Here is a 24148-nt window from a genome sequence, read left to right on the forward strand (position 1 = left end):
GCTGCGCACCGCCGGATCGATCCGTGCCACCTGCCCGCCGACCACGCCGTTGTGCGTGTCCACCGCCACCGGCAGGCCTTCGATCACGTCCTTGGCCAGGAGTTCGGGCACCTGCAGACGCGCCAGCAGATCGTCCGGGCGCGCCACCCGCGCCAGCTTCGCGCCGGCCTCGACGCGCTGGCCGGGCTCCACGTCCACCTGCTGCAGGATGCCGTCGCTGCCGGCACACACCTGCAGCGAGTCGGCCTGTTGCGTGGCGATGGCCAGCGCACTGGCGGCCTGCTCGCGCCGTGCCTGTGCCGCACGCAGTTGCGCCGCCATGTTCTGCCGGAACGCGGCGACGCGCTTGCGTTCGATATCGGCACGGCCGCGTTGCTGCGCCTCGACGATCTGGCTTTGGGTGAGATCGATCGCCGAGATCGCGCCGCCGTCGTGGCCGCGCCGGTAGGCCTTGGCCTTGATCTGCGCGATCTGCAACTCGGACTCGGCCTGCGCCTGCAGCGCCTGCTGGTCGAGCAGTTGCGAGGCCAGCGCGGCGTGCAGTGCGGCCAGGTCGGCATCGGCGCCGGCCAGCGCGGCGCGTGCGCGATCCAGGCCGGCCTCCAGTTCCGGATTGACCAGTTGCAGGATCGGCGTATCGGCCAGCACGCGCGCGCCGGCCTCGACCCGTTGCTGTTGCACGGTGGCCGGGGCCCCGGCGGTGATCCAGCGGATCTGCCGCGGCACCAGCACGCCGTTGGCGCGAACCTCGCGGCGCATTTCGCCACGCGTGGCCGCATCGATCCACACTTCGCTGCGCGCCACCCTTGGTGCGGCGCGGCCGCTGCCGAGCAGCGCCACGCCCAGGACGATCGCCACGGCGGCGGCTGCCACCAGCCAGCGGCGGCGCTGGCGCCAGAACGAACGGTTCGGGGATTTCGCGATATCCATGCCTGCTGTGCAGCAGGCTGCGTGCCAATCGGCGAACCGCGCTAACCCATTGAATCCGTTGCGCCGCGACCGCTGCGCGCGCGGTCGCGGCGTCCGCAAGCGGTCGCGCAGCGACCGATTACGGACAGTTGAACGACCATGCGCGGGTCAGGGCTTTTCCAGCGACGCGCGATAGCGCAGCAGCGCTTCGGGTTCGTCGGTCTGGAAGGCGCCGATGCCGGCGCGGTACAGCCGCCCCCACACCGCCTCCGGATCGCGCACCGCATCGGCATCGCCGCCGACGTCGGCGACGAAGCCCTCCCACAGCGTATTGACCAGCAGCCGCACCTGTCGCTGCCTGGCCAGCGCTGTCACCGCCGGCAACTGGGCCAGACGCATCCGCGGCAGTTCGATCGCCACCGGCCGCACCTTGCCGTCGGTCTGGGTGCGCACGGTCTGCACCAGGTCGTCGGTCCCCGGCGGGTTGAGCAGCACCGGGGTGAAGTTGATCCGGTCGAACGGCGGCATCGATGCCAGATTCTGGCTGGCGACGCCGACTTCGGTCTTGACCACCACCTGCCGCTCCATGCCGGCGCGGCGCACCGCCTCGACCACCTCGGCGTAGATCGGCGCCTTGACGTCGAGGTTGAGCATGATCCGGCCCTTGGCCGCGGCCAGCATCTGCTGCAGGGTCAGCGGATGCTGGTCGGTGAGCGGCGCGTCGGCGCCGCCCTCGTCGTCGCGCAGGCGCAACCGCGACAGTTGCGGCCAGGTCAGTTCGGCGACCTTGCCGGTGCCGTCGGTGGTGCGGTCGACGGTGGCGTCATGGAACATCACCAGGGTGCCGTCGCCGGCGCGGCGGATGTCGGTTTCGAGCATGTCCACGCCCAGCGTCACGCAGCGCTCCAGCCCCAGCAGCGAGTTCTCCGGTGCGTGCCCGGGAAAGCCGTGCGCGGGCGCGGGATTGTGGCAGCCGCGGTGGGCGACGACGAAGATGCCGCCGTCGGGTGCGGCCAGGCGCGCCTGGATCGGGGCGATGGCGGCGATGGCCGGGGCCGTCGCGGTCAGCAGTGCGGCAATGATCGCGCCGCGCGAGAAAAGCAGGTTCATGGAAGGTCTCCGGCAACGGTCACAGCGACGGGGTGAAGCGCAGGCCGAGCCAGTAGGTGGTCGGCATCGAATAACTGTCCTTCAGCAGGTTCTCGCCGGGGCCGGTGAAGCTGGTGAGGCGGCTGTGGGTGACATTGCTGATCTGGCCGACCACGCTGAGCTGCTTGCTCACCGCCCAGGTCGCCGACAGGTCCAGCTGCGAACGCGGCGCCCAGTACAGATCCTGCCAAGCGATGTTGCTGACGATGGCGCGCAGCGCCTTGCCCTGGCGGTTGTAGGCCGCACGCAGTTCGACGCCGCCGACGGTGTAGAACAGCGAGGCGTTGGCGGTGTAGTCCGGCTGCCCGACCAGGCGATCGACGGTGCGCTGGCTCTGCACCAGGTTGGGCGCGCTGCCGCTGGTGAACGGCACGTCCATGCCGCCATCGAGCAGCGCCAGGTTGGCGCTGGCGCCCAGGCCGGACAGCGCCGGCACGCCCGGGAACAGGGTGTTGAACACTGCGCTCAGTTCCAGGCCGCGCACGTGCGCCTTGGCGGCGTTGGCCGGAGTGCTGATCAGCACGTTGGAATAGGTGGTGCCGTTGAAGCTGAACTGGTCGGTGCGCGAGAGGGTGAAGATCTCGTCCTGGATGCGCTTGTCGAACAGTGCCGCGGCGAGCATGCCGTCGAAATCGTCGGGCAGGCGCCATTCCAGCGACAGGTCCAGGTTGGTGGACACGCGCGGCTTGATGTCGGGATTGCCGATGGTGACGGTCACGCCCTGCGCGTTGGGATTGCCCATGTCGCTGCTGTTGACGAAGCCGATCGAGGTGCGCGCGGCGTAGGCGTCGTAGGGCGGACGGCCGAGCGTGCGGCTGGCGCCGGCGCGCAGGTCGAGGCGGTCGTTGACGTGGTAGGTCATCACCGCCGACGGCAGCACCTTGGCGTAGCGCGAATCGGTGGGCGCATCGACGTAGACGTAGCTGCCGGTGGCCGCGTCCAGTTGCCGCTGGCGGCCGACCGTGGACTGGTCGGTATGGTCGTAGTGCAGGCCGGCTTCCACATCGAAATCGTCGGTGCGATAGCCGACCAGGCCGTAGGCACCGAAGATTTCTTCGCGATGGCTGAAGTTGTCCTGGTTGCTGAAGGCGCTCTGGTCGGTGCGGTTGAACGCGCTCAGCGGCGTGGCGCTGAGGATCTGGTTGGCCTTGTCCGGATCGATCGCGATCAGGTTCAGGCCCAGGTAGCGCATCGGCGCGTTGGACGGCGCCAGCACGTCGGCGATCTTCAGCGGCGGCGCGCTGCGGTTGGGCTGGTATTCGACGCGGTAGATGTCGAAGCCGGGTTCGTCGCGGGTGTAGCTCAGGCCGCCGCCGAAGCCGAAACCGCGGTCCATCTCGCCACGGTTGAAGGCGTAGTCCAGGCGCCCGGTGAGCACCTTGTCGCGCGCATTGCGCTGGTAGTCCGGACGCCAGTACAGCAGGCTGTAGTTGTCGTAGTTGTAGTACGCCTGCGCCGCCATCGGGAAGCGCTGGTTGAGTGCAGAGGTGTCGTAGTTGAAGCCATAGGCCGCCGTCGGCACCACGGTGACGCCGGGGCCGGTCTGCCCGGTCGGCACCGCCGCCGGGCGCTGCGCGCCGGTGACGTACTTGATCATCTTGATCGGTTCGGCATAGGTGGCATCGGACCAGGACGCGCGCGCCGACAGCACCTGGCGGTCGTCCGGGCGCCATTCGAAACCGGTCTGGCCGAGCTTGGTGCGGGTGGTGGTGATCTGGTTGGAGTAGCCCACTTCCACGTCGCCGACCGGGTAGGTGCCACTGGTGGCGGTCTGGTTGTAGACGCGGTTGCGGTTGCGCGGATCGAGGATGACCTCGTTGCGCTCCATGTTGTCGCGGAAATAGTAGTAGCCGGCCATGGCGTAGGCCTGCAGGGATTCACTCAGCCGCGCCTCGAACTTGCCGGTGAGGCCGTAGCGGTCGCGCTTGTCCATCACGTACCAGTACTTGTCCTGCTGCGGCACGGCCCAGCCGTTGCCCAGGTTGGTGCCGCTCTGCAGCGCGCCGGTGCTGTCGTAGAACCCGTAGTGCACCGTGTCGGTGGTCATGTGGGTTTCGGTGTAGCTGCTCAGCGTCTGGTAGTTGCCGGACAGGGTCAGGCCGTACTGCCCTTCGCTGCCGAAGGTGCGGCTGCCGGTGGCGAGCAGGCGATAGCCCGGGTCGTCCTGGTCGCGCGGCTTGCCGACGTCGTTGGCATGGCCCAGCGAGGCCTCGGCGGTGAAGAACGGCTTGCCGCCGTTCTCGAACGCGCTGCGGGTCTTGAGGTTGATCGCGCCGCCGGTGGCGTTCGGGTCCAGGTCCGGGGTGAAGGTCTTGATGACCTGCAGTTCGCTGACCATCGAGGCCGGCAGGATGTCCAGGCGCACGCCGCGGGTGATCGAGCCCAGCGTGCCGTTGGGCGTGCCCGGCGAGGCCACGGTCAGGCCGTCGATGGTGACGTTGTTGTAGGACGGGCCGAGGCCGCGCAGCACCGGGGTGGCGGCTTCGTCGCGCGGATGTTCGTTGTCGGTGGCCGGCAGCACCGACAGGCCGGGGATGCGGCGCAGCGCCTCGACGATGGTGGTGTCCGGCAGCGCACGCACGTCGGTGGAGCTGACCACGTCGGTGATGTTGGTGGCCGCGCGCTTGCTCTCGATCGCGGCGGCGTTGGCCTTGCGCACGCCGGTGACCATCACGCTGGACAGCGTGGTGGTGCCGTCGCCGCTGGCGGCGGCGTTGGGCGTGGTGTCGGGCGTGGCGTCGCCGACGGCCGGTGCGGTGGCGGCCGCGACGGCACTGGCGTCGGCAGCGAGCGTCGCCGTGGTGGACGCGGCATCTTGCGCGAGCGCGGCCTGGCAGCTGGCGGCGAGCGCGCAGACGATCAGCGCGCGGCGCCGATGGGTGAGTGGTTGCATGGCGATGTCCCCTGGTTGACCGAATTAAGTAACTTAAAGTTCGTTATTTAATCCCAGGGATATGACGCTGCGATGGCGGCCAGCGGAAAGCCTGACGACAGCGCCCGCGCGGCAGTGGCCACGGCGTTTCGTACGGCATCGGCCAACGGCCGGCCGCTCGCAGGGCTTGGAGCGGCCAATGGCATCGCTGCCGGCGCAACGGCGCCGGCACCGTGATCGCCAGGGCGCTGCGCTGGCGACGGCGCGGCGTGGCGCGGATCAGGGCGCTGGCGCGCGCGGCGGCAGCAGGCCCAGCGCGACCAGGTCCTCACGCAAGGTGACGGCGTCGCGGAACTGCAGCGCATGCATGCCGGTGGCCGCGGCGGCGTGCACGTTGCGCGGCGCGTCGTCGATGAACACCGCCCGCGCCGGGTCGATCGCATAACGTTCGCACAGCAGCGCGAAGATCGCCGGGTCCGGTTTGACCAGGCGCTCCTCGCCCGACACCAGCACGCCTTCGAACCACTGCAGGAACGGATAGCGTTCGCGCGCGATCGGGAAGGTCTCGTGCGACCAGTTGGTCAACGCGTACAGCCGCACGCCCTGCCCGCGCAGTTCCTCCAGCACCGCCACCGTGGCGTCCAGCGCCCCGCCGAGCATCTCCGGCCAACGCGCGTGGTAGGCGGCGATCATCGGCGCATGCGTCGGATGCAGCGCGCTCAGTTCGGCCACCGCCTCCTGCCATGGCCGCCCGGCATCCTGGCGCTCGTTCCACTGCGGACTGCACACCTCGCGCAGGAAGGCTTCCATCGCTGCCTCGTCGTCGAACAGACGGCGGTACAGATGGCGCGGATTCCAGTCGATCAGGACACCGCCGAGATCGAATACCACGGTGTCCAAGTGGGATGCGGCAGGCGGGGAGGATGCGGGGGGCATGACAAGCTCCAGGAACGAGAGGGGGACGCAGCGGCGGACCAGGCGTGCGCCGGCGGCGGCGCGCTGGGTGCGGCGGTCATGGTAGCTGCCCCTTCTGGCTGACAGTGCTGTCCGGCGGACCCTCACCCCAGGCCCCTGGGGGGTTGTGCGGGGTTGCTGGTGGGGTTCTCTGGCGGTCGGACCCTCACCCCCGGACCCTCTCCCGGAGGGAGAGGGGAGTTTGGTGCGGCGTGCTGGTGGGGCTCCCTGGCGGTCGGACCCTCACCCCCGGCCCCTCTCCCGAAGGGAGAGGGGAGCAGGTCAGGGCTGCACGACGTTGATCGTGCCGGGGTTGCTGCGCCCCACCCCGCGCAGGTCGGGGCGGTACATGTCCTCGACCAGCGACGGCGGCACCGTGTAGGTGCCCGGGGTCACCGCGCGCACCAGGTAGAACACCTGCGCCTTGCTGCCCGCCGACAGGCTCAGCGCGGCCACGTAGCGGTCGTCGCGGAACTCCTCGTGCTTGACGTCGGCGGCGTTGGAGCGGTCGCTGATCTCGATGCCGTCCACCACCACGTCGGCCCACTGCTTGGCGTCGCCCAGGTTGAAGTTCTCGATCTCCAGGCCGGCCGGCAGCAGGTCGGTCAGCAACGCGTCGGGCATGCTGGTGTCGGAGGTGATGGTGACGCGCACGATCAGCGCCTCGCCCTCCTTCAACGGCTGCGGCGTCCACGGCTTGCCGTCGGTGCCGTAGAAGCTGCGCTCCACCTTCAGCGTGCTGTCGTCGGCCGCCGACGGGGTGCGCGGCACGCCGGCGATCTCCAGGCTGGCGTACAGCGGCGGCTGGCCCTGCGGCACGAAGTGCACGCCGCGCGCCAGCTCGGCCTCGCCGAACTGGCGGCCGAAGGCCTTGGCCGGGGCGATCGCCTCGCTGCTGTCGCCGATGCTCAACTGCCCGGACACCTGCGCGGTCTGGCTGTTGAGCAAGGCCTTGCCCATGCGCGCCAGCGCCACCTGCTCCTGCGTGCTCAGCCACAGCCAGCCACCGCGGCGGCGCGCGTCCAGTTCGCGGCCCAGCGCCATCACCCGTGCGTCGTACTCGGGCTTGGCCAGGCCGCGCTCGTGCAGCAGCGCGATCATCAGCGCGTCGTCGCGGACCACGCTGCCGTAGTCGCCGAAGTAGCGCGGCCGGTCGGCGCTGTCCTTGGCGAAACCGGCGGCGATGGCCGCTTCGCCGCGCTTCTTGTCGCCCTGCAGCGACAGCGCCACGCCCAGGTGCACGAGCGACAGGCCGGTCAGCGCCTTGCTGCGGTCGTTGTCGTACAGCGCGCGCAGCGTGCCCAGCGGCGCGCGGTTGACCCGCGCCAGCACATAGCCGGACCAGGCCTGGTTGGCGAACTTCAGGTTCTCGCGGCGGTCCTGGCCGTAGAAGTTGTTGCCGCCGGACAGCAGGTCCTCGCTGAGCCGGTTCAACGCCTTCTGCAGCACGTTGTCGGGCACCGCGAAGCCGGCGTCCTTGGCGTCGAGCAGGAACTCGGCGATGTACGGGGTCAGCCCCGGATTGACGTAGCCGTCGTCGCCCCACATCGAGAAGTGGCCGCTGGAGACCTGCATCGAGGCCAGCCGCCCGAACGCGCCTTCCATGCGCGCGCGGCGCGTGGCCGCATCCAGGCCCTTGACCCCGAGCAGGCGCGCGGTGGCGTCGTCGAGCAGCAACGCCGCGTAGCCCTTGCTGGTGGTCTGCTCGGCGCAACCGTAGGGGTATTCCAGCGCGCCCTGCAGGGCGCTGGCGAACGGGATCGGCGGCAAGGCGCTGACCAGCATGCGCGCATTGACCGAGCCGGCCATCAGGCCTTCGGCATCGCTGGCGCCCAGGGTCACCGGCGCCAGCGTGTCCAGCACTCGGGTCTGCGTGCGCAGCACCGACGGCCACGCCGCGCGCACCGGCAGGTCGTAGCGGCGGTCGGCGGCATAGCCATTGCCTTCCACCCGCACCCGCACCTTGGCCACGGTGTAGCCTTCCTGCGCCACCAGCGGGAAGCTCAGCGTGGCCTTGCCGTCCTTGCCCAGCTTGGCGCTGCGCGCGTTGTCGGCGATCGCCAGCGGGCCTTCGCCATCCACCCGCACCTTGAACTCGCCCGGCTGGCCGGTGAAGTTCTGCACGTCCAGGGTCACCGTGCTGCGGTCGCCCGGCGCCATCACCCGCGGCATGCTGGCCTCGGCCACGATCGGCGCGCGCACCAGGGTCTCCACGTCGCGGTTGCCGTAGCGCTCGTCCGAATAGACCAGCGCCGACACGCGCAGGGTGCCGTTGAAGTCCGGCACCGGCAGTTGCACGCGGGCGTTGCCCTTGGCGTCGAGCTGCACCGGACCCGAGAACAGGTCCACGGTCTGCACCCGCGCGGTCGGCCGCTTGGCCTGCGGCAACGCCGCCAGCGCCATGTCGCCGCCGAAGCGCAGCTTGCCGGTGCCGCCCTCGAAGCTCTCGATGACCCGGCCGTAGATGTCGTACGCATCCACGCCCAGGCGCCGCTGCGCGAAGAACTGCGCATTGGCGTCGGGCACCGGGAAGCGGGTGATGTTGAGGATGCCCACGTCCACCGCGGAGATGGTCACGTGCGCCTGCTTGCCGGCCAGTTCCGGCACGCTCACCGTCACCGGCAGCGGCTGCTCCGGACGCATCTGCTTGGGCGCGACCAGGCCCACCGCCACGCGCCGGGCCTTGCGGTCCATCGGCACGTAGGCCACGCCGACCGCGCGCGCCGGGGTGATCTTGCTCGGTGCCGAGCCGCCGCGGAACACCAGCGCGGTGACGTAGACGTCGTGGCGCTCCCAGTCCTTGGTCACCGGGATCTCAAACGTGCTGCCCGGCTTCACGTCGATGTCCTGCACGTACAGCATGCGGTCGCTCTCGACCATCAGCAGGCCGGGGCCGGCGTGCGGCGGGGTCAGAGTGACCTTGAGCGTGTCGCCGGCCTTGTAGCCGGTCTTGTCCAGCGCCAGCTTGACCTTGTCCGGACGCGCATCGAGGCCGCGGTTCTCGTCGTTCCAGCTCCAGCCGGCATGGAACGGATAGCGCGTGGTCAGGCCGGTGGCCGGGTCGAACACGTCCACCCGGTACTCGCCCCACTCCACCGGGAAATCGAACTTGGCGGCGCTGGCGCCGGCATCGACGGTGAGCGTCTGCTTGTTCTCGAAGCGACGGGTGAAGTCGTAGTCCCAGCGGTTGTCGGTGAACGCCCAGTGGTAGTCGCGCAGCTCGCGCACCAGGGTCACCTTCAGGCCCTTGGCCGGCTGCGGCTTGCCCTGCGCATCCACCCGCATCAGTTCGAAGCGCGCATTGGCGTTGGCGTCGGCGCCGTCCTTGTCGTCGAACAGCGGACGCACGCCGACCAGCGCCGGCGCCGGCCACAGCACGCGCTTGAGCGTGCGGGTGACGGTGCGCCCGCCGGTCTCGTACACGCTGGCCGAGACCAACGCGGCGATGGTGCTGGTCGGCTTGGCCTCGTCGGGCAGCGCCAGGTCCTCGCTGAGCTTGCCGTCGGCGCCGAACTCGGTATCGACCACGTCCTTGGCCTCGCGCGGCAACTGCAGCGTCGGGTCGCCGAAGAAGTAGCCCGGCAGCGCCTCCACCGGATGCTGCTCGACCGCCACCGCCAGCTTGGCGGTGAAGCGGTTGCCCGCGGCCGGCGCGCCGTACAGGTAGGCGGCGGTGGCCTGCAGCTTGAACGGCTCGCCCGGCTTGAGCGTCTTCTGCGTGCTGTCCAGGTCCAGCTTCATCCGCTCGGGCAGGAACTCCTCGATGCGCAGGGTCATGCCCTGCACCGCTTCCTTGCTGGTCGGGTCGGTGCGGAACTCCACCTGCCAGCGTCCGGTCGGCGCATCGGCGGGGATCAGCTGCTCGAAACTGAAGTAGCCCTGCTCGCCCGGCTGCAGCCGGGTCTCGCGGAAGATCTTGCCATCGGGCTGCTTGAGCCGCAGGAACACCGGCTGCGCGCCCTTGCCGGTGGTCGGCACCGGCTTGCCGTCGTTGTCGCGCAGCAGCGCCGACACCCGCACGGTCTCGCCGGGGCGGTACAGGTCGCGGCCAGACCAGGCGAACACGTCGAACCAGGCGTTCTCGCGCCCGGCGACGGCGAACTCGCTGAGGTCCAGCGCCGGCTGGTTGAAGGGCAGCATCGACAGGTCGGTGCCGCTGCGCGCCACCAGCACCTGGCCGGCGTCGAGCGTGTAGTTCAGCAGCGCGTTGCCGTTGTCGTCGGTCTGGCCCTTCAGGAACAGCTCGCCGTCGGCGCCGAGCACGCGCAGCTCCACCTTCTTCAGCGGCTCGCCGCTCTGCAGCGAGGCGGTGTGCACGAACAGCTTGTCCTTGTAGGCGCGCGCGTGCAGGCCGATGTCGCTGACGGTGAAGAAGGCGGTGTCGTATTCGTTGTCGAACTTGCCGGGGCGGCGCAGCACCGCGAAGTACAGGCCCGGCGCCTGCAGTTCCTTGATCTCCTGGATCGGCAGGTAGGTCAGCGCGCGCTCGTTCTTGTCGCCACCGAGCACGAAGCGGTTGACGTAGACCGAGTCGGCCATCTGCGAGATCGGGGTGTGCTCGCCGTAGTCGCTGTCCAGCTCCCAGGTGCCGCGGCGGCCGCCGCGCTGGTACTGGGCGAAGAACGTCGGCAGCGCGCCCTCCTTGACCCGCATGAACTCCACGTCCACTTCCGGCACGTTGAGCGAGACCACCGGCAGCCCGCGGCTCTCGCGCGCCGGCAGCACGCTGCCCTGCGAGGCGAAGCCGACCGCCGGGGTCAGTTCGCCGGTGTAGACCTTCTGCTTGAGCGGCTTGCCCAGGCGGCTGCCGTCGGCGGCCAGCAGGTCGGCCGAGATCACCACGGTGTAGTCCTTGGCCGCCTCCACGTAGGGGTAGCGCAGGGTCTTGCCGTCGTCGGACAGCGACCAGGCGCTCTCGTCGGTGCCGACCTTCTCCTCGAAGCGCAGCAGCTTGTCGAAATCCTGGGTGCCGACCAGCGGCCGCGAGAACTCCAGCGCCAGCGACAGCCCGTCGCTCTTCTGGTCGGGATAGGCGCGGACCAGGCCGAAGCCCTTCATCGCTTCCTTCTGCCCCTTCACCGGCTCGCCGCTGGCCTCGGGCAACTGCCCGGATTCGTTGCGCTTGCAGCCGCCCAGCGCCAACGCCAGGCCCAGCAGCAAGAACGTCCCCATCAACCCCGCGCGCAGGCCCGCCCAGCGCCGCTTCGAATCCGTATGCATGCGTTCGCTCCGTGAATGTGGCGCGAGTATAAAGCGCCAGCGCGACGGTCAGGAGGGGCGACGGTGCACCATCCGTCGGCGTTTTCGCGGCAGGTCGCCGTCGGCGCGGAAGCACGTCCCGCAACCGCGCCACCGGCCGCCGTGGAGCCCCCCAGCTCTACATGGCTTCGGGCCATCGGCCGCGACAGGTAGCCCCGGAAACGCCCGTCGCGGCCGAAGCCGCTACACCCTGAGTATCCGCGCACCTTCGTTCGAAGTCATTGTGGGAGGGACTTCGGTGCCGGCGCGGCGGCAGTGGAGGCGCCGATGGCTCCACTCGTCGGGACTGAAGTCCCTCCCACAGGGGAGTCAATCCGATCGCTCATGCCGACAGCATCCACGGCGCGCGCCTTATGTGGGAGGGACTTCAGTGCCGACTGCAAAGCAACGGATCGGCCAGTGGCTCCGCTTGTCGCGATGAAGCTGCTTCCACAGCGGGCAATCCCATGCGCCATGCCGACACCCACAGCACCGGCGGCACGAGACCTCTTGTGGGAGGGACTTCAGTCCCGACTGCAGTGCAACGGATCGGCCCACTGCCCCGCTTGTCTCGACCACACGTCAGCGCAGCAGCCGCTGCATGTACAACGCGATCAGCCGCGGCCGGTCCAGTGCCAGGCAGACCTGCGCGTTGGCCGCAGCCCCCGGCGCGTCCGCCGTCGGCGTCTCGCGGGTGTAGCCCTTGTCGTCGACCACGATGCGCAGCGGCACGGTGGGGCACAGGCCGGGATCCAGCAACTGCGCCACCGGCACCACGTCGAACAGGGTCGGGGTGGCGCTGGCCCAGGGCTGGTCGGTGTCGCGCCACTGGTAGTAGAGCTGCGCCAGCGCGTCGGTCAGCGGTTCGCCATGGGCGAACAGCGCCACCCGCTCCGGCTCCTCCAGGGTCACCTGGGTGGCGTCCAGCGGCAGCATCACGATCGGCACGCCGGCGCCGAACACGCGCTGCGCGGCGGGGATGTCGGCGGCGATGTTGTACTCGGCCGCCGGCGGATTCGGCGGGCGGTAGCGCGACTTGCCGTAGCCCACGCGCACCGAGCCGCCCATCAGCACCACCTGCTTGAGCTGGGCGAAGCCAGCCGGATCGCGCTGCAGCGCGCGCGCCGCGTCGGTCAGCGGGCCGAGCACCAGCAGGGTGACTTCGCCGGGATGGCGCCGCGCCTGGTCCAGGATGAACTGCGCCGCATCCGGCGCCTTGCGCGGCAGCGTGCCCTTGGCTGCCCAGCGTGCCTGGCTGAAGGGAATCGTGCTGTCGGTGCGCTCCCCGATCGCCAACGGAATGTCGCTGCGGCCGGCCTGCTGCAGCAGCCGCTGCAGCAGTTGCGCGCGCAGGCCGGTGTCGCCCCAGGCCGAGGCGATGCCCAGCACCTGCAGCTCCGGGCTGCGCAACAGCAGCGCCAGTGCGAACGCGTCGTCGATGTCGTCGCCGACGTCGGTGGACACCACCACCTTCTGCAGCGACGCGGCCGTTGCTGGCGCCGTGGCCGCCGTCGCATCGTTCACCCACACAGCCGCGATCAGCAGCGCTGACGCCGCCCATTGCTTCAGCACGCGCATGCGCGTCTCCCAAAAAAGAACCGCCGGCATGATAGCCGGCGGTCGGTGTTGCAACGGCGAGGCCGCGGATCAGAAATTGGCGCGGAACTGCGCGCCGACGATGCGCGGATCGTTGATGAAGCCGGTGAGGTTGTTGAAGTCGATCGCACCGGTGGCGCGGATCTGGTTGGTGCAGTTGCGGCAGAACACCGAGACCTCGTACGCGCCGGCGCCCCAGTTGTAGCCGATCTTGGCACCGCCCTCGAGCAGCGGCTGGCCGACGAACTCGCGCGAGTCGTACAGGAAGAAGTTGATCTCGCTGCGGTAGGACCAGTCGGTGAAGAAGAAGAACTCGGCGTCGTCGCCGACCGGGATGCCGTAGCGCAGGGTCGCGTTGCCCATCCACTTGGCCGCCTGCGGCAGCACGTTGCCGTCGATCAGCGCGCGGCCGGAGGCGTTGACCGGATCGGTCACGGTGCAGGTGCGGCACACGCCCACCGACAGGGTCGGGTCTTCGATGCGGGTCCAGTTGTAGGCGCCGCCCAGGGTCATGCGCAGGTTCTGGGTCAGCAGCGCTTCGAAGTCGAACTCGGCGCCGCGCGCCTTCGAGGTGTCGGCGTTGAGCAGGCGCACGTCGTTGGAGGCGCCGCCGACGGCGGTCAGCTGCTGGTTCTTCACCCGGAAGTCGTAGACGTCGAAGCTCAGGCGCGCGCGCTTGTCGAACAGGTCGGACTTGATGCCGATCTCATAGGAGTCCACGGTCTCCGGTGCGGCCACGGTCAGCGGCGCGGTGGCCGACGGCACGCCGAAGCTGGCGCCGCGGAAGCCGCGGGCGGCGCGCGCATAGACGTTGACGTCGTCGTTGATGGTGTAGGTGGCGCTGAGATCGCCGGTGACCTTGGAATTGTCGGTGCTGCCGCTGGAGGGCTGCTGCAGCGTCACGCGGTCCAGCGCGAGCACGTCGAAGGTCTTCTTGTCGTAGGTGTAGCGGATGCCGGCGCGCAGGTTCAGGCGCTCGGTGGCCGCGTAGTTCAGCGAGCCGAACGCCGCCCACGAGGTGTTGCGCTGGCGGGTCAGCTGGTAGCTGGACAGGGTGCCGCCAGCCAGGGTGTTGTAGGTGTAGTTCTCGCCTTCCACCGAATCGTGGAAGTAGTACAGGCCGGCCTGCCAGTTCAGCGGTCCGGTGTACTGCGACTCGGCGCGCAGCTCCTGCGAGTACTGGTCCAGGTTCTTGATGCCGCCGGCGGTCTCCACCGGGAACGGGATCACCCCGGGGCCGGACGGCGGCGCGAACACCGCGCCGTAGCCGCCGTCGATGTCGCCGCGGCTGTAGTACTTGCCGATGCCCTCGTAGCCGGTGATCGAGTGCAGCACGATGTCGCCCAGGTCCCAGGTCAGGTTGGCGCTGCCGCCGTAGGTCTGCAGTTCCTGGGTGTTCTTGCCGTCGATGGACACCTTGTCCGGGTCGAAACCGGCGACCAGCTGGTTGGTGCCCGGCTGGAAGATGTTGGCGCGGAACAGCCGCGCGGTGCCGTCGAGGTGGCGCGCGTGCGCGTTGAACAGCGCGCTGAAGTCCTCGCCCGGCTGGAACAGCACCTGCAGGCGCACCGCCGAGTCCATGTAGCCTTCGAAGGAGCGGTTGTCGATGGTGTTGTCGACCCAGTCGCCGCGGCGCTGGCCCAGCGCCGACAGGCGCGCGGCCCACTTGTCGCCCATCGCCACGCTCAGGCCGGTTTCCATGGTCATGGTGCCGTAGGTGCCGTAGGACAGGCTGGCGTAGCCGTCGTTGGCGCCGATGGTCGGCTTGACCGAGTTGAACTTGACCACGCCGGCGGGGGTGTTGCGGCCGAACAGCGTGCCCTGCGGACCGCGCAGCACTTCCAGGCTCTGCAGGTCGAAGATCGGGAAGCCCTTCAGGAACGCGTTCTCGGCGACCACGTCGTCATAGATCAGCGACACCGGCTGCGAGGCGTAGGTGTTGAAGTCGGTGTTGCCGTAGCCGCGGATGTAGAAGCGCGGGAACACGCGGCCGTTGGACGACTCGACGTTGAGGCTGGGCGCCTTGCCTGCCAGCACGCGCACGTCCGAGCCGCTGGTGGCGATGGCGTCCAGGTATTCCGGGCGCAGCACGCTGGCCGACACCGGCACGTCCTTGGAGTCCTCGGCGCGGCGCTCGGCGGTGACCTTGATCGTGTCCAGACGGGCGACCCCGTCGGTGCTGTCCGCCTGCTGGGCGACGGCGGGGAACGAAAGCGCGGAAACGACGGCAACGGCAAGCGCACTGGCGCGCAGCGACCAACTGGCAGACATGGGAATTCCGGGATGGGTGGGCGTAATCGGGAGCGCGCCGAGTCCTTGCCGCGCCGCAGCATAATTAACACAAAATATACAACCTGCGGCGGCCGGCGTCACCTGGGGAGGCGGGGATTTGGGATTGGGGAGTCGGGATTGGCAAAAACGGGGCCGTTGCGGGGCTGCTCGCCTGCCGGCCCCGGCCGGCTTCCCTTCTCGGATGGCCGCAGCCGCTTTTGGTCGCGTCGGGACTGAAGTCCCTCCCACAAGGGCATGCACAGCGCGCAGTCGCAGTCGCCGGTGGCGGTGGCGGTGGCGGTGGCGGTGGAGCATGGAACCGCGAGATGCCTTGTGGGAGGGACTTCAGTCCCGACGCGAGAAGTTCTCAGACTGCAGGCCGTTTTTGAGCGCCGGTGGAAGCAACACGCCCCGGTAATGCTTCAACCATGCCACGCCGCTCCTCCGAGCGCCCATGCCAAACCGCATGTCCCGCGCCCGCGGCCGAAAGGCCATCCCGCTGCCACAAGCCCAACCGGGCCGCACGAAATCGCATCGCATGCCGCGCGCCGCTTCACACAGCGACCGCTGGCGACGTCTGAAGAGCGCGCATCCGCGCTGCCTTTGGAGAGACCCCGATGTTCACACCCCGATCCCTGTCCCTCGTCGCCGCACTCTGCGCGACGCTGTTCGCATGCTCCATCCAGGCCAAGACCTGCACCGCGGTCGACAACATCGTGGCCAGCACCGCGTCGGACACCGCCAATCGCGACGCTGGCGGTACTGGCGGGCATGTCGGCCTGCACATGCAGAACGCCACGACGCCGCTGCCGCCCAGCGGCGCGCAGAGTCAGCTCGGAAAATCGGCGTTCGCCAACTGGGCGACGTTCCAGGGCGCCTTCAACAACTGGGCAGCGGCCAAGACCGGCAAGCACGTCGACTGCGGCACCGGTGGCGGCGCGAAGGACATCGTCGATGCGGCCAGTGTCGGCATCACCGCGGGATGGGCCTGCACCTCCGCCGACGGGGACGGCATCTGCACCAACTGGCGCAAGTTCACCCCGGTCAAGGTCTGCTTCTGGTACGCCAACTCTCCGGGCGCGAAAGGCACGGCGGGCAAGTGGCTGCTCAACACGGCCTACCCGTCGCTCAACGCGGACTGCAGTTGAGCGGTCCCGCCACCGTTGATTGCGCCGTGCGGCGCTGGCGCCTCCGCACGGCCTGCCGGCTCAACCGGCCGGCGTTTCCGGCACCCGCACCCAGCCTTCCATCAGCACGCGCGCGCTGCGGCTCATCAAGGCCTTGGTGACGGCCCACTGGCCGTCCACCTGGCGCGCCTCGGCGCCGACCCGCAAGGTGCCGGAGGGATGACCGAAGCGCACCGCGGTGCGTTCGCCACCGCCGGCGGCGCGGTTGACCAGGGTGCCGGGGATCGCCGCGGCGGTGCCGATCGCCACCGCCGCGGTGCCCATCATCGCGTGGTGCAGCTTGCCCATCGACATCGCCCGCACCAGCAGGTCGATGTCGGCGGCCGCCACCGGCTTGCCGCTGGAGGCGGTGTAGTCGGCCGGCGGCGCGACGAAGGCAACCTTGGGCGTGTGCTGGCGCGTCGCCGCGTCTTCCAGCGTGGCGATCAGGCCCATGCGCAGCGCGCCGTATGCGCGGATGGTCTCGAAGCGCTGCAGCGCCTGCGCATCGCCGTTGATCGCGTCCTGCAGTTCGGTGCCCTGGTAACCCAGCGCCTGCGCTTCAAGGAAGATGGTGGGAATGCCGGCGTTGATCAGGGTCGCCTGGAAGCTGCCGACGCCCGGCACCTCCAGCGTGTCGACCAGGTTGCCGGTGGGGAACATGGCGCCGCCGGCGCCGTCCTCGTCGGCGGCCGGGTCGAGGAATTCCAGCGCGATCTCCGCCGCCGGGAAGGTCACCCCGTCCAGCTCGAAATCGCCGATCTCCTGCACCGCGCCGTCGGTCATCGGCACCTGCGCGACGATGGTCTTGCCGATGTTGGCCTGCCAGATCCGTACCGTGGCCACGCCATCGCGCGGAATCCGCGCCGGATCCACCAACCCGGCGGCGATCGCGAACGGCCCCACCGCAGCCGACAGGTTGCCGCAGTTGCCGCTCCAGTCCACGAACGCGCGCTCGATCGCCACCTGGCCGAACAGATAGTCCACGTCGTGGTCCGGGCGCGTGCTCGGCGCCACGATCACGGTCTTGCTGGTGCTGGAGGTGGCACCACCCATGCCGTCGATCTGCTTGGCATAGGGATCGGGGCTGCCGATCACCCGCTGCAGCAGCGCATCGCGCGCCGGGCCCGGCGTCTGCGCCGCCGCGGGCAGATCCTGCAAGCGGAAGAACACGCCCTTGGAGGTGCCGCCGCGCATGTAGGTGGCGGGGATGCGGAGTTGCGGAGCGTGGGTCATAGCGGTTCCGGGTGCGTACGAAAAGAAGAGACGGCGGATCAGGGCGAATCGGGAATCTCGGGCTCGACCAATTGCGTCAGCAGGGTCAGCGACTCCTGCCAGCCGAGGTGGCAGAACTCCACCGGGATCTGCGGCGGGATGCCCTCCTGCACGATCTCCAGTGCGGTGCCGCAGGCCACCGGCCGCAGCCGCACGGTCACGATCATCTCGCCGGGCAGGTCCGGATTGTCGAAGCGGTCGGTATGGCGGATCAGCTGGCCGGGCACCAGTTCCAGATAGGTGCCGCCGAAAGCGCTGCTGGTGCCGGTGCCGAGGTTGGTGAAGCTCATCCGGTAGCTGCCGCCCACCCGCGCGTCCAGCGCATGCACGGTGGCGACGAAGCCGTGCGGCGGCAGCCATTTGACCAGCGCCGCCGGCTCCAGGAAGGCGCGGTAGACGCGCTCGGCCGGCGCGCGCAGCACGCGATGCAGGTGGACGGTTCCGGTGGTGGCGGCGGACGTGGTCATGGCGGTCTCCTCGGCGGTGGCGGGCGCGGCCAGCATGGCACGCGCCCGATGACAGCGGCAGGCGGCTCAGGCGCTGCGGGCGTCCTCGAGGAAATCCTGGGCGAAGCGCTGCAGCACGCCGCCGGCCTCGTAGATGGACACTTCCTCGTTGCTGTCCAGCCGGCACAGCACCGGCACCTCCACCACGGCGCCGTCCTTGCGGACGATGCGCAGGGTCAGCGTGGCGCCCGGCGTGCGCGCGCCGACCACGTCGAAGGTCTCGCTGCCGTCGATGCCCAGGGTCGTGCGTGTGGTGCCCGGCAGGAACTGCAGCGGCAGCACGCCCATGCCGATCAGGTTGGTGCGGTGGATGCGCTCGAAGCCCTCGGCCACGATCGCCTCGACCCCGGCCAGGCGCACGCCCTTGGCCGCCCAGTCGCGCGAGGAGCCCTGGCCGTAGTCGGCGCCGGCGATCACGATCAGCGGCTGCTTGCGCGCCATGTAGGTTTCGATCGCCTCCCACATGCGCAGCACCTGCCCGTCCGGCTCCAGCCGGGTCAGCGAGCCCTGCTGCACCTTGCCGTCGACCACCGCCATTTCGTTGATCAGCTTCGGGTTGGCGAAAGTGGCGCGCTGCGCGGTGAGGTGGTCGCCGCGATGGGTGGCGTAGGAATTGAAGTCCTCCTCCGGCACGCCCATGTGCGCCAGGTATTCGCCGGCGGCGCTGTCGGCCAGGATCGCGTTGGACGGCGAAAGGTGGTCGGTGGTGATGTTGTCGCCGAGCACCGCCAGCGCGCGCATGCCGCGCAGCGTGCGTTCGCCGGCCAGCGCGCCTTCCCAGTACGGCGGGCGACGGATGTAGGTGCTGCGCGGGCGCCAGGCGTACAGCGGCGCCACCGGCGCGCCCTGCTCCACGCGCACGTTGAACATCGGCGCATAGACGCGGCGGAACTGCTCCGGCTTCACCGCGGCGCGCACCGCCGCATCGATCTCGGCGTCGCTGGGCCAGATGTCCTTCAGCCGCACCGCGCGGCCGTCGGCGTCGGTGCCCAGCACGTCCTTCTCGATGTCGAAGCGCACCGTGCCGGCGATGGCGTAGGCGATCACCAGCGGTGGCGAGGCCAGGAACGCCTGCTTGGCGTAGGGATGGATGCGCCCGTCGAAGTTGCGGTTGCCCGACAGCACCGCGGTGGCGTACAGGTCGCGCTCCACGATCTCCTGCTGGATGCGCGGATCCAGCGCGCCGCTCATGCCGTTGCAGGTGGTGCAGGCGAAGGCGACGATGCCGAAGCCCAGCGCCTCCAGGTCCGGCAGCAGGCCGGCCTCTTCCAGGTACAGCTGCACCGCCTTGGAACCCGGCGCCAGCGAGGTCTTCACCCATGGCTTGCGGGCCAGGCCGCGCGCGCGCGCATTGCGCGCCAGCAGGCCGGCGGCGATGACGTTGCGCGGGTTGGAGGTGTTGGTGCAACTGGTGATGGCGGCGATGATCACCGCGCCGTCGGGCATGCGCCCCTGCGCCTGCTCGGCCTGGCCGGCGGCCAGCTTGGTGGCGTCGGCGATGCCGCGCGCGGCCAGTTCGGTGGTCGCCACACGCTTGTGCGGGTTGCTGGGGCCGGCCATGTTGCGCACCACCTGCGATAGGTCGAAGCGCAGCACGCGCTCGTACTGCGCGGTGGCCAGCGCATCGGCCCACAGCCCGGTAGCGCGCGCGTACTGTTCCACCAGCGCCACCTGCGCTTCCTCGCGCCCGGTCAGGCGCAGGTAGTCGAGCGTCTGCTGGTCGATGTAGAACATCGCCGCGGTGGCGCCGTATTCCGGGCACATGTTGGAGATGGTGGCGCGGTCGCCGATGGTCAGCGCGGCGGCGCCTTCGCCGAAGAATTCCAGATAGGCGCCAACCACACGCTCCTGGCGCAGGAACTCGGTCAAAGCCAGCACCACGTCGGTGGCGGTGATGCCGGGCTGCGGCCGGCCGCTCAGCTCCACGCCGACGATGTCCGGCAGGCGTATCCACGAGGCGCGGCCGAGCATCACGCTCTCCGCTTCCAGCCCGCCGACGCCGATCGCGATCACGCCCAGCGCGTCCACGTGCGGGGTGTGGCTGTCGGTGCCCACGCAGGTATCGGGGAAGGCGACGCCGTCGTGCACGTAGATCACCGGCGACATCTTCTCCAGGTTGATCTGGTGCATGATGCCGTTGCCTGGCGGAATCACGTCCACGTTGCGGAATGCGCGCTTGCTCCAGTCGATGAAGTGGAAGCGATCCTCGTTGCGGCGATCCTCGATCGCGCGGTTCTTGGCGAAGGCCTGCGGGTCGTCGCCGCCGCATTCCACCGCCAGCGAGTGATCGACGATCAACTGCACCGGCACCACCGGATTGACCTTGGCCGGATCGCCGCCCTGCTCGGCGATGGCGTCGCGCAGTCCCGCCAGGTCGACCAGCGCGGTCTGGCCGAGGATGTCGTGGCACACCACCCGCGCCGGAAACCACGGGAAATCCAGGTCGCGGCGGCGCTCGATCAACTGCAGCAAGGCATCGTGCAGCAGATCCGGATCGCAGCGGCGCACCAGGTTCTCGGCGAACACGCGCGCCACATAGGGCAGGCCGGCATAGGCGCCCGGGCCGATCGCATCGACCGCGGCGCGCGCGTCGAAGTAGTCCAGCGCGGTGCCGGGAAGGGATTTACGGTAGTGGCTGTTCATGGCTGGCTACAGTAGAAAAAAAGCGAAGACAGGACCCTCCTTCTCCCACCGGGAGAAGGTGCCCCGAAGGGGCGGATGAGGGTACGGGCGAAGCCTGGTGCAATCCGATTCCTCATGAGGGGCGGATGAGGGTACGAGCGAAGCCTAGTGAAATCCGATTCCTCATGAGGGGCAGATGAGGACACGGGCGAAGCTCAAAGCGACCCAACACCACGAGGCTGCGCCCGTACCCTCACCCCCGACCCCTCTCCCGATGGGAGAGGGGAGGATCAGCTGCGCTGATCGATCGGCACGAACGCCTGATCCTCCGGCCCCACGTAGTGCGCGCTGGGGCGGATGATCTTGCCGTCGACGCGCTGCTCGATGATGTGCGCGCTCCAGCCGGCGGTGCGGGCGATCACGAACAGCGGGGTGAACATCGCCGTCGGCACGCCCATCATGTGGTAGCTGACCGCGCTGAACCAGTCCAGGTTGGGGAACATCTTCTTGATGTCCCACATCACCGTCTCCAGGCGCTCGGCGATGTCGTACATCTTGCGGCTGCCCTGCGCTTCGGACAGTTCGCGCGCCACGTCCTTGATGACCTGGTTGCGCGGGTCCGACACCGTGTACACCGGGTGGCCGAAGCCGATGATGACTTCCTTGCGCTCGACCCGCGCGCGGATGTCGGCCTCGGCCTCGTCCGGCGTGTCGTAGCGCTTCTGCACCTCGAAGGCGACCTCGTTGGCACCGCCGTGCTTGGGCCCGCGCAGCGCGCCGATGCCGCCGGCGATGGCGCTGTACATGTCGCTGCCGGTGCCGGCGATGACCCGGCAGGCGAAGGTGGACGCGTTGAACTCGTGTTCGGCGTAGAGGATCAGGCTGGTGTGCATCGCCTGCACCCATTCCTCGTGCGGCTTGAAGCCGTGCAGCAGGCGCAGGAAATGCCCGCCGATCGAATCGTCGTCGGTCTCCACCTCGATGCGCCGGCCGTTGTGGCTGTAGTGGTACCAGTACAGCAGCATCGAGCCGAGGCTGGCCATCAGCTTGTCGGCGATGTCGCGCGCGCCGGGATGGTTGTGGTCGTCCTTCTCCGGCTGCACGCAGCCCAGCACCGACACGCCGGTGCGCATCACGTCCATCGGATGTGCCGACGGCGGCAACTGCTCCAGCGCGGCCTTGACCGCGGCCGGGATGCCGCGCAGCGAGCGCAGCTTGGCCTTGTAGCCGCGCAGCTCGCTGTTGCTGGGCAGCTTGCCGTGCACCAGCAGGTAGGCGATCTCCTCGAACTGGCTGGTGCGCGCCAAGTCCAGGATGTCGTAGCCGCGGTAGTGCAGGTCGTTGCCGCTGCGGCCCACCGTGCACAGCGCGGTGTTGCCGGCGGCGGTGCCGGACAGGGCCACCGATTTCTTCGGCTTGAAGGCGGGGGCGGTCTGCGGAGCGGTGTCGTTCATGGCGAATCTCCCGGTGTTGCGGTCGGATGGACGCAGTGGATCAGGGGGCGTGCGGCGCCGGTGGCCAGGCCCCGGCGCGCTCGAGCAGTTGCTGCAGCATGGCGATCTGGCGGTTCTGCTGATCCACCAGCGTCGCCCAGTCCTGCTCGCGCAGCTGATTGAGCTTCTCGTGCACCTGCAGGATTTCCAGTTCGGATTTGATGTTCACTTCGTAGTCGTTCTGCGCGCGCAGGCGGTCCACCGCCGCCTGGCGGTTCTGGCTCATCATGATCACCGGCGCCTGGATCGCGGCCAGGCACGACAGGCACAGGTTGAGCAGGATGTAGGGATACGGATCGAAGGCGTGCGCCAGCACCAGGCTGTTGAGCGCGATCCAGCCCAGCAGCACCACGCAGAAGCCGATGATGAATGTCCAGCTGCCGCCGATCTCGGCGACGCGGTCGGCGACGCGCTCGCCCAGCGAGCGATCGCGGTCGGCCTGCGTGACGATGTCGCGGGCCACGTGGCGCTTGGCGATGAAGCGCTCCACCACCTCGCGCTCGGCCTCGGACAGCTTGTCCAGTTCGGTCTGCAGCAGCTGCCGCGCGGTCTGGCGGCGGTCGATGCGGCTGCGCAGGAACGAGGCAGCGCTGGCGTGGGTATTCATGGGCAGGCCCGGGCAGGAAAATCGCCGCCGATCATGCGCCCTTGCCGGCGAACAGCGCATCCAGGCGCTGCTCGAAGGCGTGGTAGCCGATGCGCTCATACAGCTCCTCGCGGGTCTGCATGCGCTCCAGCACTCCCTGCTGATGGCCGTCGCGGCGGATCGCGGTGTACACGTCCTCGGCGGCCTTGTTGGCGGCGCGGAACGCCGACAGCGGGAACAACTGGATCGCCACGCCGGCCGACGCCAGTTCGTCGCGGGTGAACAACGGGGTCTTGCCGAACTCGGTGATGTTGGCCAGCACCGGCACCTTCACCGCGTCGACGAAACGGCGGTAGGTGTCCAGGTCGTAGGCGGCCTCGGCGAAGATGCCGTCGGCGCCGGCCTCCACGCAGGCGATGGCGCGTTCGATCGCCGCGTCCACGCCCTCGGCCTGGATCGCGTCGGTGCGCGCGATCAGGAAGAAGTCCGGATCGGTCTTGGCGTCGGCCGCGGCCTTGACCCGGTCCACCATCTCGCCCTGGCTGACGATCTCCTTGCCGGGACGGTGGCCGCAGCGCTTGGCGCCGACCTGGTCCTCGATGTGGCAGGCGGCCGCGCCGGCCTTGATCAACGCCTTGATGGTGCGCTCGATGTTGAACGCGCTCGGCCCGAAGCCGGTATCGATGTCCACCAGCAGCGGCAGCGGGCACACGTCGGTGATGCGGCGCACGTCGATCAGCACATCGTCCAGGGTGTTGATGCCCAGGTCCGGCAGGCCCAGCGAACCAGCCGCGACGCCGCCGCCGGACAGGTAGATGGCCTTGTAGCCGGCGCGCTGCGCCAGCAGCGCATGGTTGGCGTTGATCGCACCGATCACCTGCAACGGCGCTTCGGCGGCCAGGGCGGCGCGGAAACCGGCGCCGGGGGAAACGAGGGACATGGGCGGCTCCTGACGAAGAGGCGGTGGCGCCCGCAGGGCGTTCCGCGATGGGCGCCAATCTGGCACTCTCGCCGGCATGGATCAATCTTGATTCAATGAATCAACCTATCGTCCCTTCATGTCCGACAGCCCCGACCGCAACCTGATCTCCGCCGCGCAGGCCTGCGCCCTGCTCGGCATCAGCAGCGCCACCCTGTACGCCTATGTCAGCCGCGGCCTGCTCAGCTCGCGCGCCGGTCCCGACCACCGCAGCCGCGCCTACCTGCGCGCCGAAGTGGAGCGGCTGGCGCATCGCAAGCGCGCCGGCCGCGGCGCCGCGCGCGGTGCCGCGCAGAGCCTGGACCGCGGCCTGCCGGTGCTGGAGACGCGGATCTCGCTGATCCGCCCCGACGGCCCGTACTACCGCGGGCGTTCGGCGGTGGCCATGGTCCGCGCCGGTGCCAGCCTGGAGGACGTCGCGCGGCTGCTGTGGGACTGCCCGGAGGGCGAAGACCCGTTCGCCAGCGCCCCGGTCGCGCCCTGGCCGGAGGTAGTGGCGCCGCTGGCCGGGCATGGCGCGCTGCCGCCGCTG

15 protein-coding genes are annotated in these 24148 nt (G+C 69.5%); 2 read left to right on the top strand and 13 right to left on the bottom strand.

The window, feature by feature from the left end:
- From D183_RS26630 to D183_RS0121580, 7 genes are all read right to left on the bottom strand, one after another.
- On the bottom strand, window positions 1–930 hold a 930-nt coding region (locus tag D183_RS26630; protein WP_017910820.1), incomplete at its 3' end, for an HlyD family efflux transporter periplasmic adaptor subunit.
- A gap of 147 nt (window positions 931–1077) precedes the next feature.
- Complete coding sequence (locus tag D183_RS0121555) at window positions 1078–2019, bottom strand: glycerophosphodiester phosphodiesterase family protein (RefSeq protein WP_017910821.1); 942 nt, start codon at window positions 2017–2019, stop codon at window positions 1078–1080.
- Between the two features lie 19 nt (window positions 2020–2038).
- Window positions 2039–4951, bottom strand: coding sequence for a TonB-dependent receptor (locus D183_RS0121560; RefSeq protein ID WP_017910822.1), 2913 nt, complete (start codon window positions 4949–4951; stop codon window positions 2039–2041).
- Window positions 4952–5209: 258 nt separating this feature from the next.
- The gene (locus D183_RS0121565) at window positions 5210–5830 is read right to left on the bottom strand and encodes an HAD family hydrolase (protein ID WP_017910823.1); all 621 of its coding nucleotides are present in this window, start codon (window positions 5828–5830) and stop codon (window positions 5210–5212) included.
- A gap of 336 nt (window positions 5831–6166) precedes the next feature.
- Window positions 6167–11056 (bottom strand): alpha-2-macroglobulin family protein, encoded by a 4890-nt coding sequence (locus tag D183_RS0121570; protein WP_198527689.1) that lies wholly within the window; start codon window positions 11054–11056, stop codon window positions 6167–6169.
- A 648-nt stretch (window positions 11057–11704) separates the two neighbouring features.
- Window positions 11705–12700 (bottom strand): nucleoside hydrolase, encoded by a 996-nt coding sequence (locus D183_RS0121575; protein ID WP_017910825.1) that lies wholly within the window; start codon window positions 12698–12700, stop codon window positions 11705–11707.
- A 69-nt stretch (window positions 12701–12769) separates the two neighbouring features.
- Window positions 12770–14989: a TonB-dependent receptor gene (locus tag D183_RS0121580; protein WP_017910826.1), complete on the bottom strand. Its 2220-nt coding sequence runs from the start codon at window positions 14987–14989 to the stop codon at window positions 12770–12772.
- Window positions 14990–15606: 617 nt separating this feature from the next.
- On the opposite strand from D183_RS0121580, the gene D183_RS0121585 reads away from it, so the two are divergent.
- The gene (locus D183_RS0121585; protein WP_017910827.1) at window positions 15607–16137 is read left to right on the top strand and encodes a hypothetical protein; all 531 of its coding nucleotides are present in this window, start codon (window positions 15607–15609) and stop codon (window positions 16135–16137) included.
- A gap of 60 nt (window positions 16138–16197) precedes the next feature.
- Here the strand turns inward: D183_RS0121585 and prpF are convergent, their stop codons facing one another.
- From prpF to prpB, 6 genes are all read right to left on the bottom strand, one after another.
- On the bottom strand, window positions 16198–17391 hold the full coding sequence (gene prpF / locus D183_RS0121590; RefSeq protein ID WP_017910828.1) for a 2-methylaconitate cis-trans isomerase PrpF: 1194 nt from the start codon (window positions 17389–17391) through the stop codon (window positions 16198–16200).
- A gap of 38 nt (window positions 17392–17429) precedes the next feature.
- The gene (locus D183_RS0121595) at window positions 17430–17933 is read right to left on the bottom strand and encodes an SRPBCC family protein (RefSeq protein WP_017910829.1); all 504 of its coding nucleotides are present in this window, start codon (window positions 17931–17933) and stop codon (window positions 17430–17432) included.
- 30 nt (window positions 17934–17963) lie between these two features.
- The gene (gene acnD / locus D183_RS0121600) at window positions 17964–20579 is read right to left on the bottom strand and encodes a Fe/S-dependent 2-methylisocitrate dehydratase AcnD (RefSeq protein ID WP_017910830.1); all 2616 of its coding nucleotides are present in this window, start codon (window positions 20577–20579) and stop codon (window positions 17964–17966) included.
- A gap of 269 nt (window positions 20580–20848) precedes the next feature.
- Window positions 20849–22012, bottom strand: coding sequence for a bifunctional 2-methylcitrate synthase/citrate synthase (prpC, locus tag D183_RS0121605; protein ID WP_017910831.1), 1164 nt, complete (start codon window positions 22010–22012; stop codon window positions 20849–20851).
- Window positions 22013–22052: 40 nt separating this feature from the next.
- Window positions 22053–22658, bottom strand: coding sequence for a DUF1003 domain-containing protein (locus D183_RS0121610; RefSeq protein WP_017910832.1), 606 nt, complete (start codon window positions 22656–22658; stop codon window positions 22053–22055).
- Window positions 22659–22689: 31 nt separating this feature from the next.
- Window positions 22690–23577, bottom strand: a complete 888-nt coding sequence (gene prpB, locus D183_RS0121615) for a methylisocitrate lyase (protein ID WP_017910833.1) — start codon at window positions 23575–23577, stop codon at window positions 22690–22692.
- Window positions 23578–23695: 118 nt separating this feature from the next.
- Between prpB and D183_RS0121620 the strand changes: the two genes are divergently transcribed.
- Window positions 23696–24148 (top strand): helix-turn-helix transcriptional regulator (locus D183_RS0121620; protein WP_017910834.1); only part of this gene is annotated, 453 nt, incomplete at its 3' end.

It is taken from the genome of Xanthomonas sp. SHU 199, assembly GCF_000364665.1.
Lineage (GTDB): Bacteria > Pseudomonadota > Gammaproteobacteria > Xanthomonadales > Xanthomonadaceae > Xanthomonas_A > Xanthomonas_A sontii.

What these genes read in the sequence shown, in the direction of transcription:
- D183_RS0121555 (WP_017910821.1), bottom strand. Translation starts at nt 2,019, where the DNA reads ATGAACCTGCTTTTCTCGCGCGGCGCGATCATTGCCGCACTGCTGACC.
- D183_RS0121560 (WP_017910822.1), bottom strand. Translation starts at nt 4,951, where the DNA reads ATGCAACCACTCACCCATCGGCGCCGCGCGCTGATCGTCTGCGCGCTC.
- D183_RS0121570 (WP_198527689.1), bottom strand. Translation starts at nt 11,056, where the DNA reads ATGGGGACGTTCTTGCTGCTGGGCCTGGCGTTGGCGCTGGGCGGCTGC.
- D183_RS0121575 (WP_017910825.1), bottom strand. Translation starts at nt 12,700, where the DNA reads ATGCGCGTGCTGAAGCAATGGGCGGCGTCAGCGCTGCTGATCGCGGCT.
- D183_RS0121580 (WP_017910826.1), bottom strand. Translation starts at nt 14,989, where the DNA reads ATGTCTGCCAGTTGGTCGCTGCGCGCCAGTGCGCTTGCCGTTGCCGTC.
- D183_RS0121585 (WP_017910827.1), top strand. Translation starts at nt 15,607, where the DNA reads ATGTTCACACCCCGATCCCTGTCCCTCGTCGCCGCACTCTGCGCGACG.
- prpF (WP_017910828.1), bottom strand. Translation starts at nt 17,391, where the DNA reads ATGACCCACGCTCCGCAACTCCGCATCCCCGCCACCTACATGCGCGGC.
- D183_RS0121595 (WP_017910829.1), bottom strand. Translation starts at nt 17,933, where the DNA reads ATGCTGGCCGCGCCCGCCACCGCCGAGGAGACCGCCATGACCACGTCC.
- acnD (WP_017910830.1), bottom strand. Translation starts at nt 20,579, where the DNA reads ATGAACAGCCACTACCGTAAATCCCTTCCCGGCACCGCGCTGGACTAC.
- prpC (WP_017910831.1), bottom strand. Translation starts at nt 22,012, where the DNA reads ATGAACGACACCGCTCCGCAGACCGCCCCCGCCTTCAAGCCGAAGAAA.
- D183_RS0121610 (WP_017910832.1), bottom strand. Translation starts at nt 22,658, where the DNA reads ATGAATACCCACGCCAGCGCTGCCTCGTTCCTGCGCAGCCGCATCGAC.
- prpB (WP_017910833.1), bottom strand. Translation starts at nt 23,577, where the DNA reads ATGTCCCTCGTTTCCCCCGGCGCCGGTTTCCGCGCCGCCCTGGCCGCC.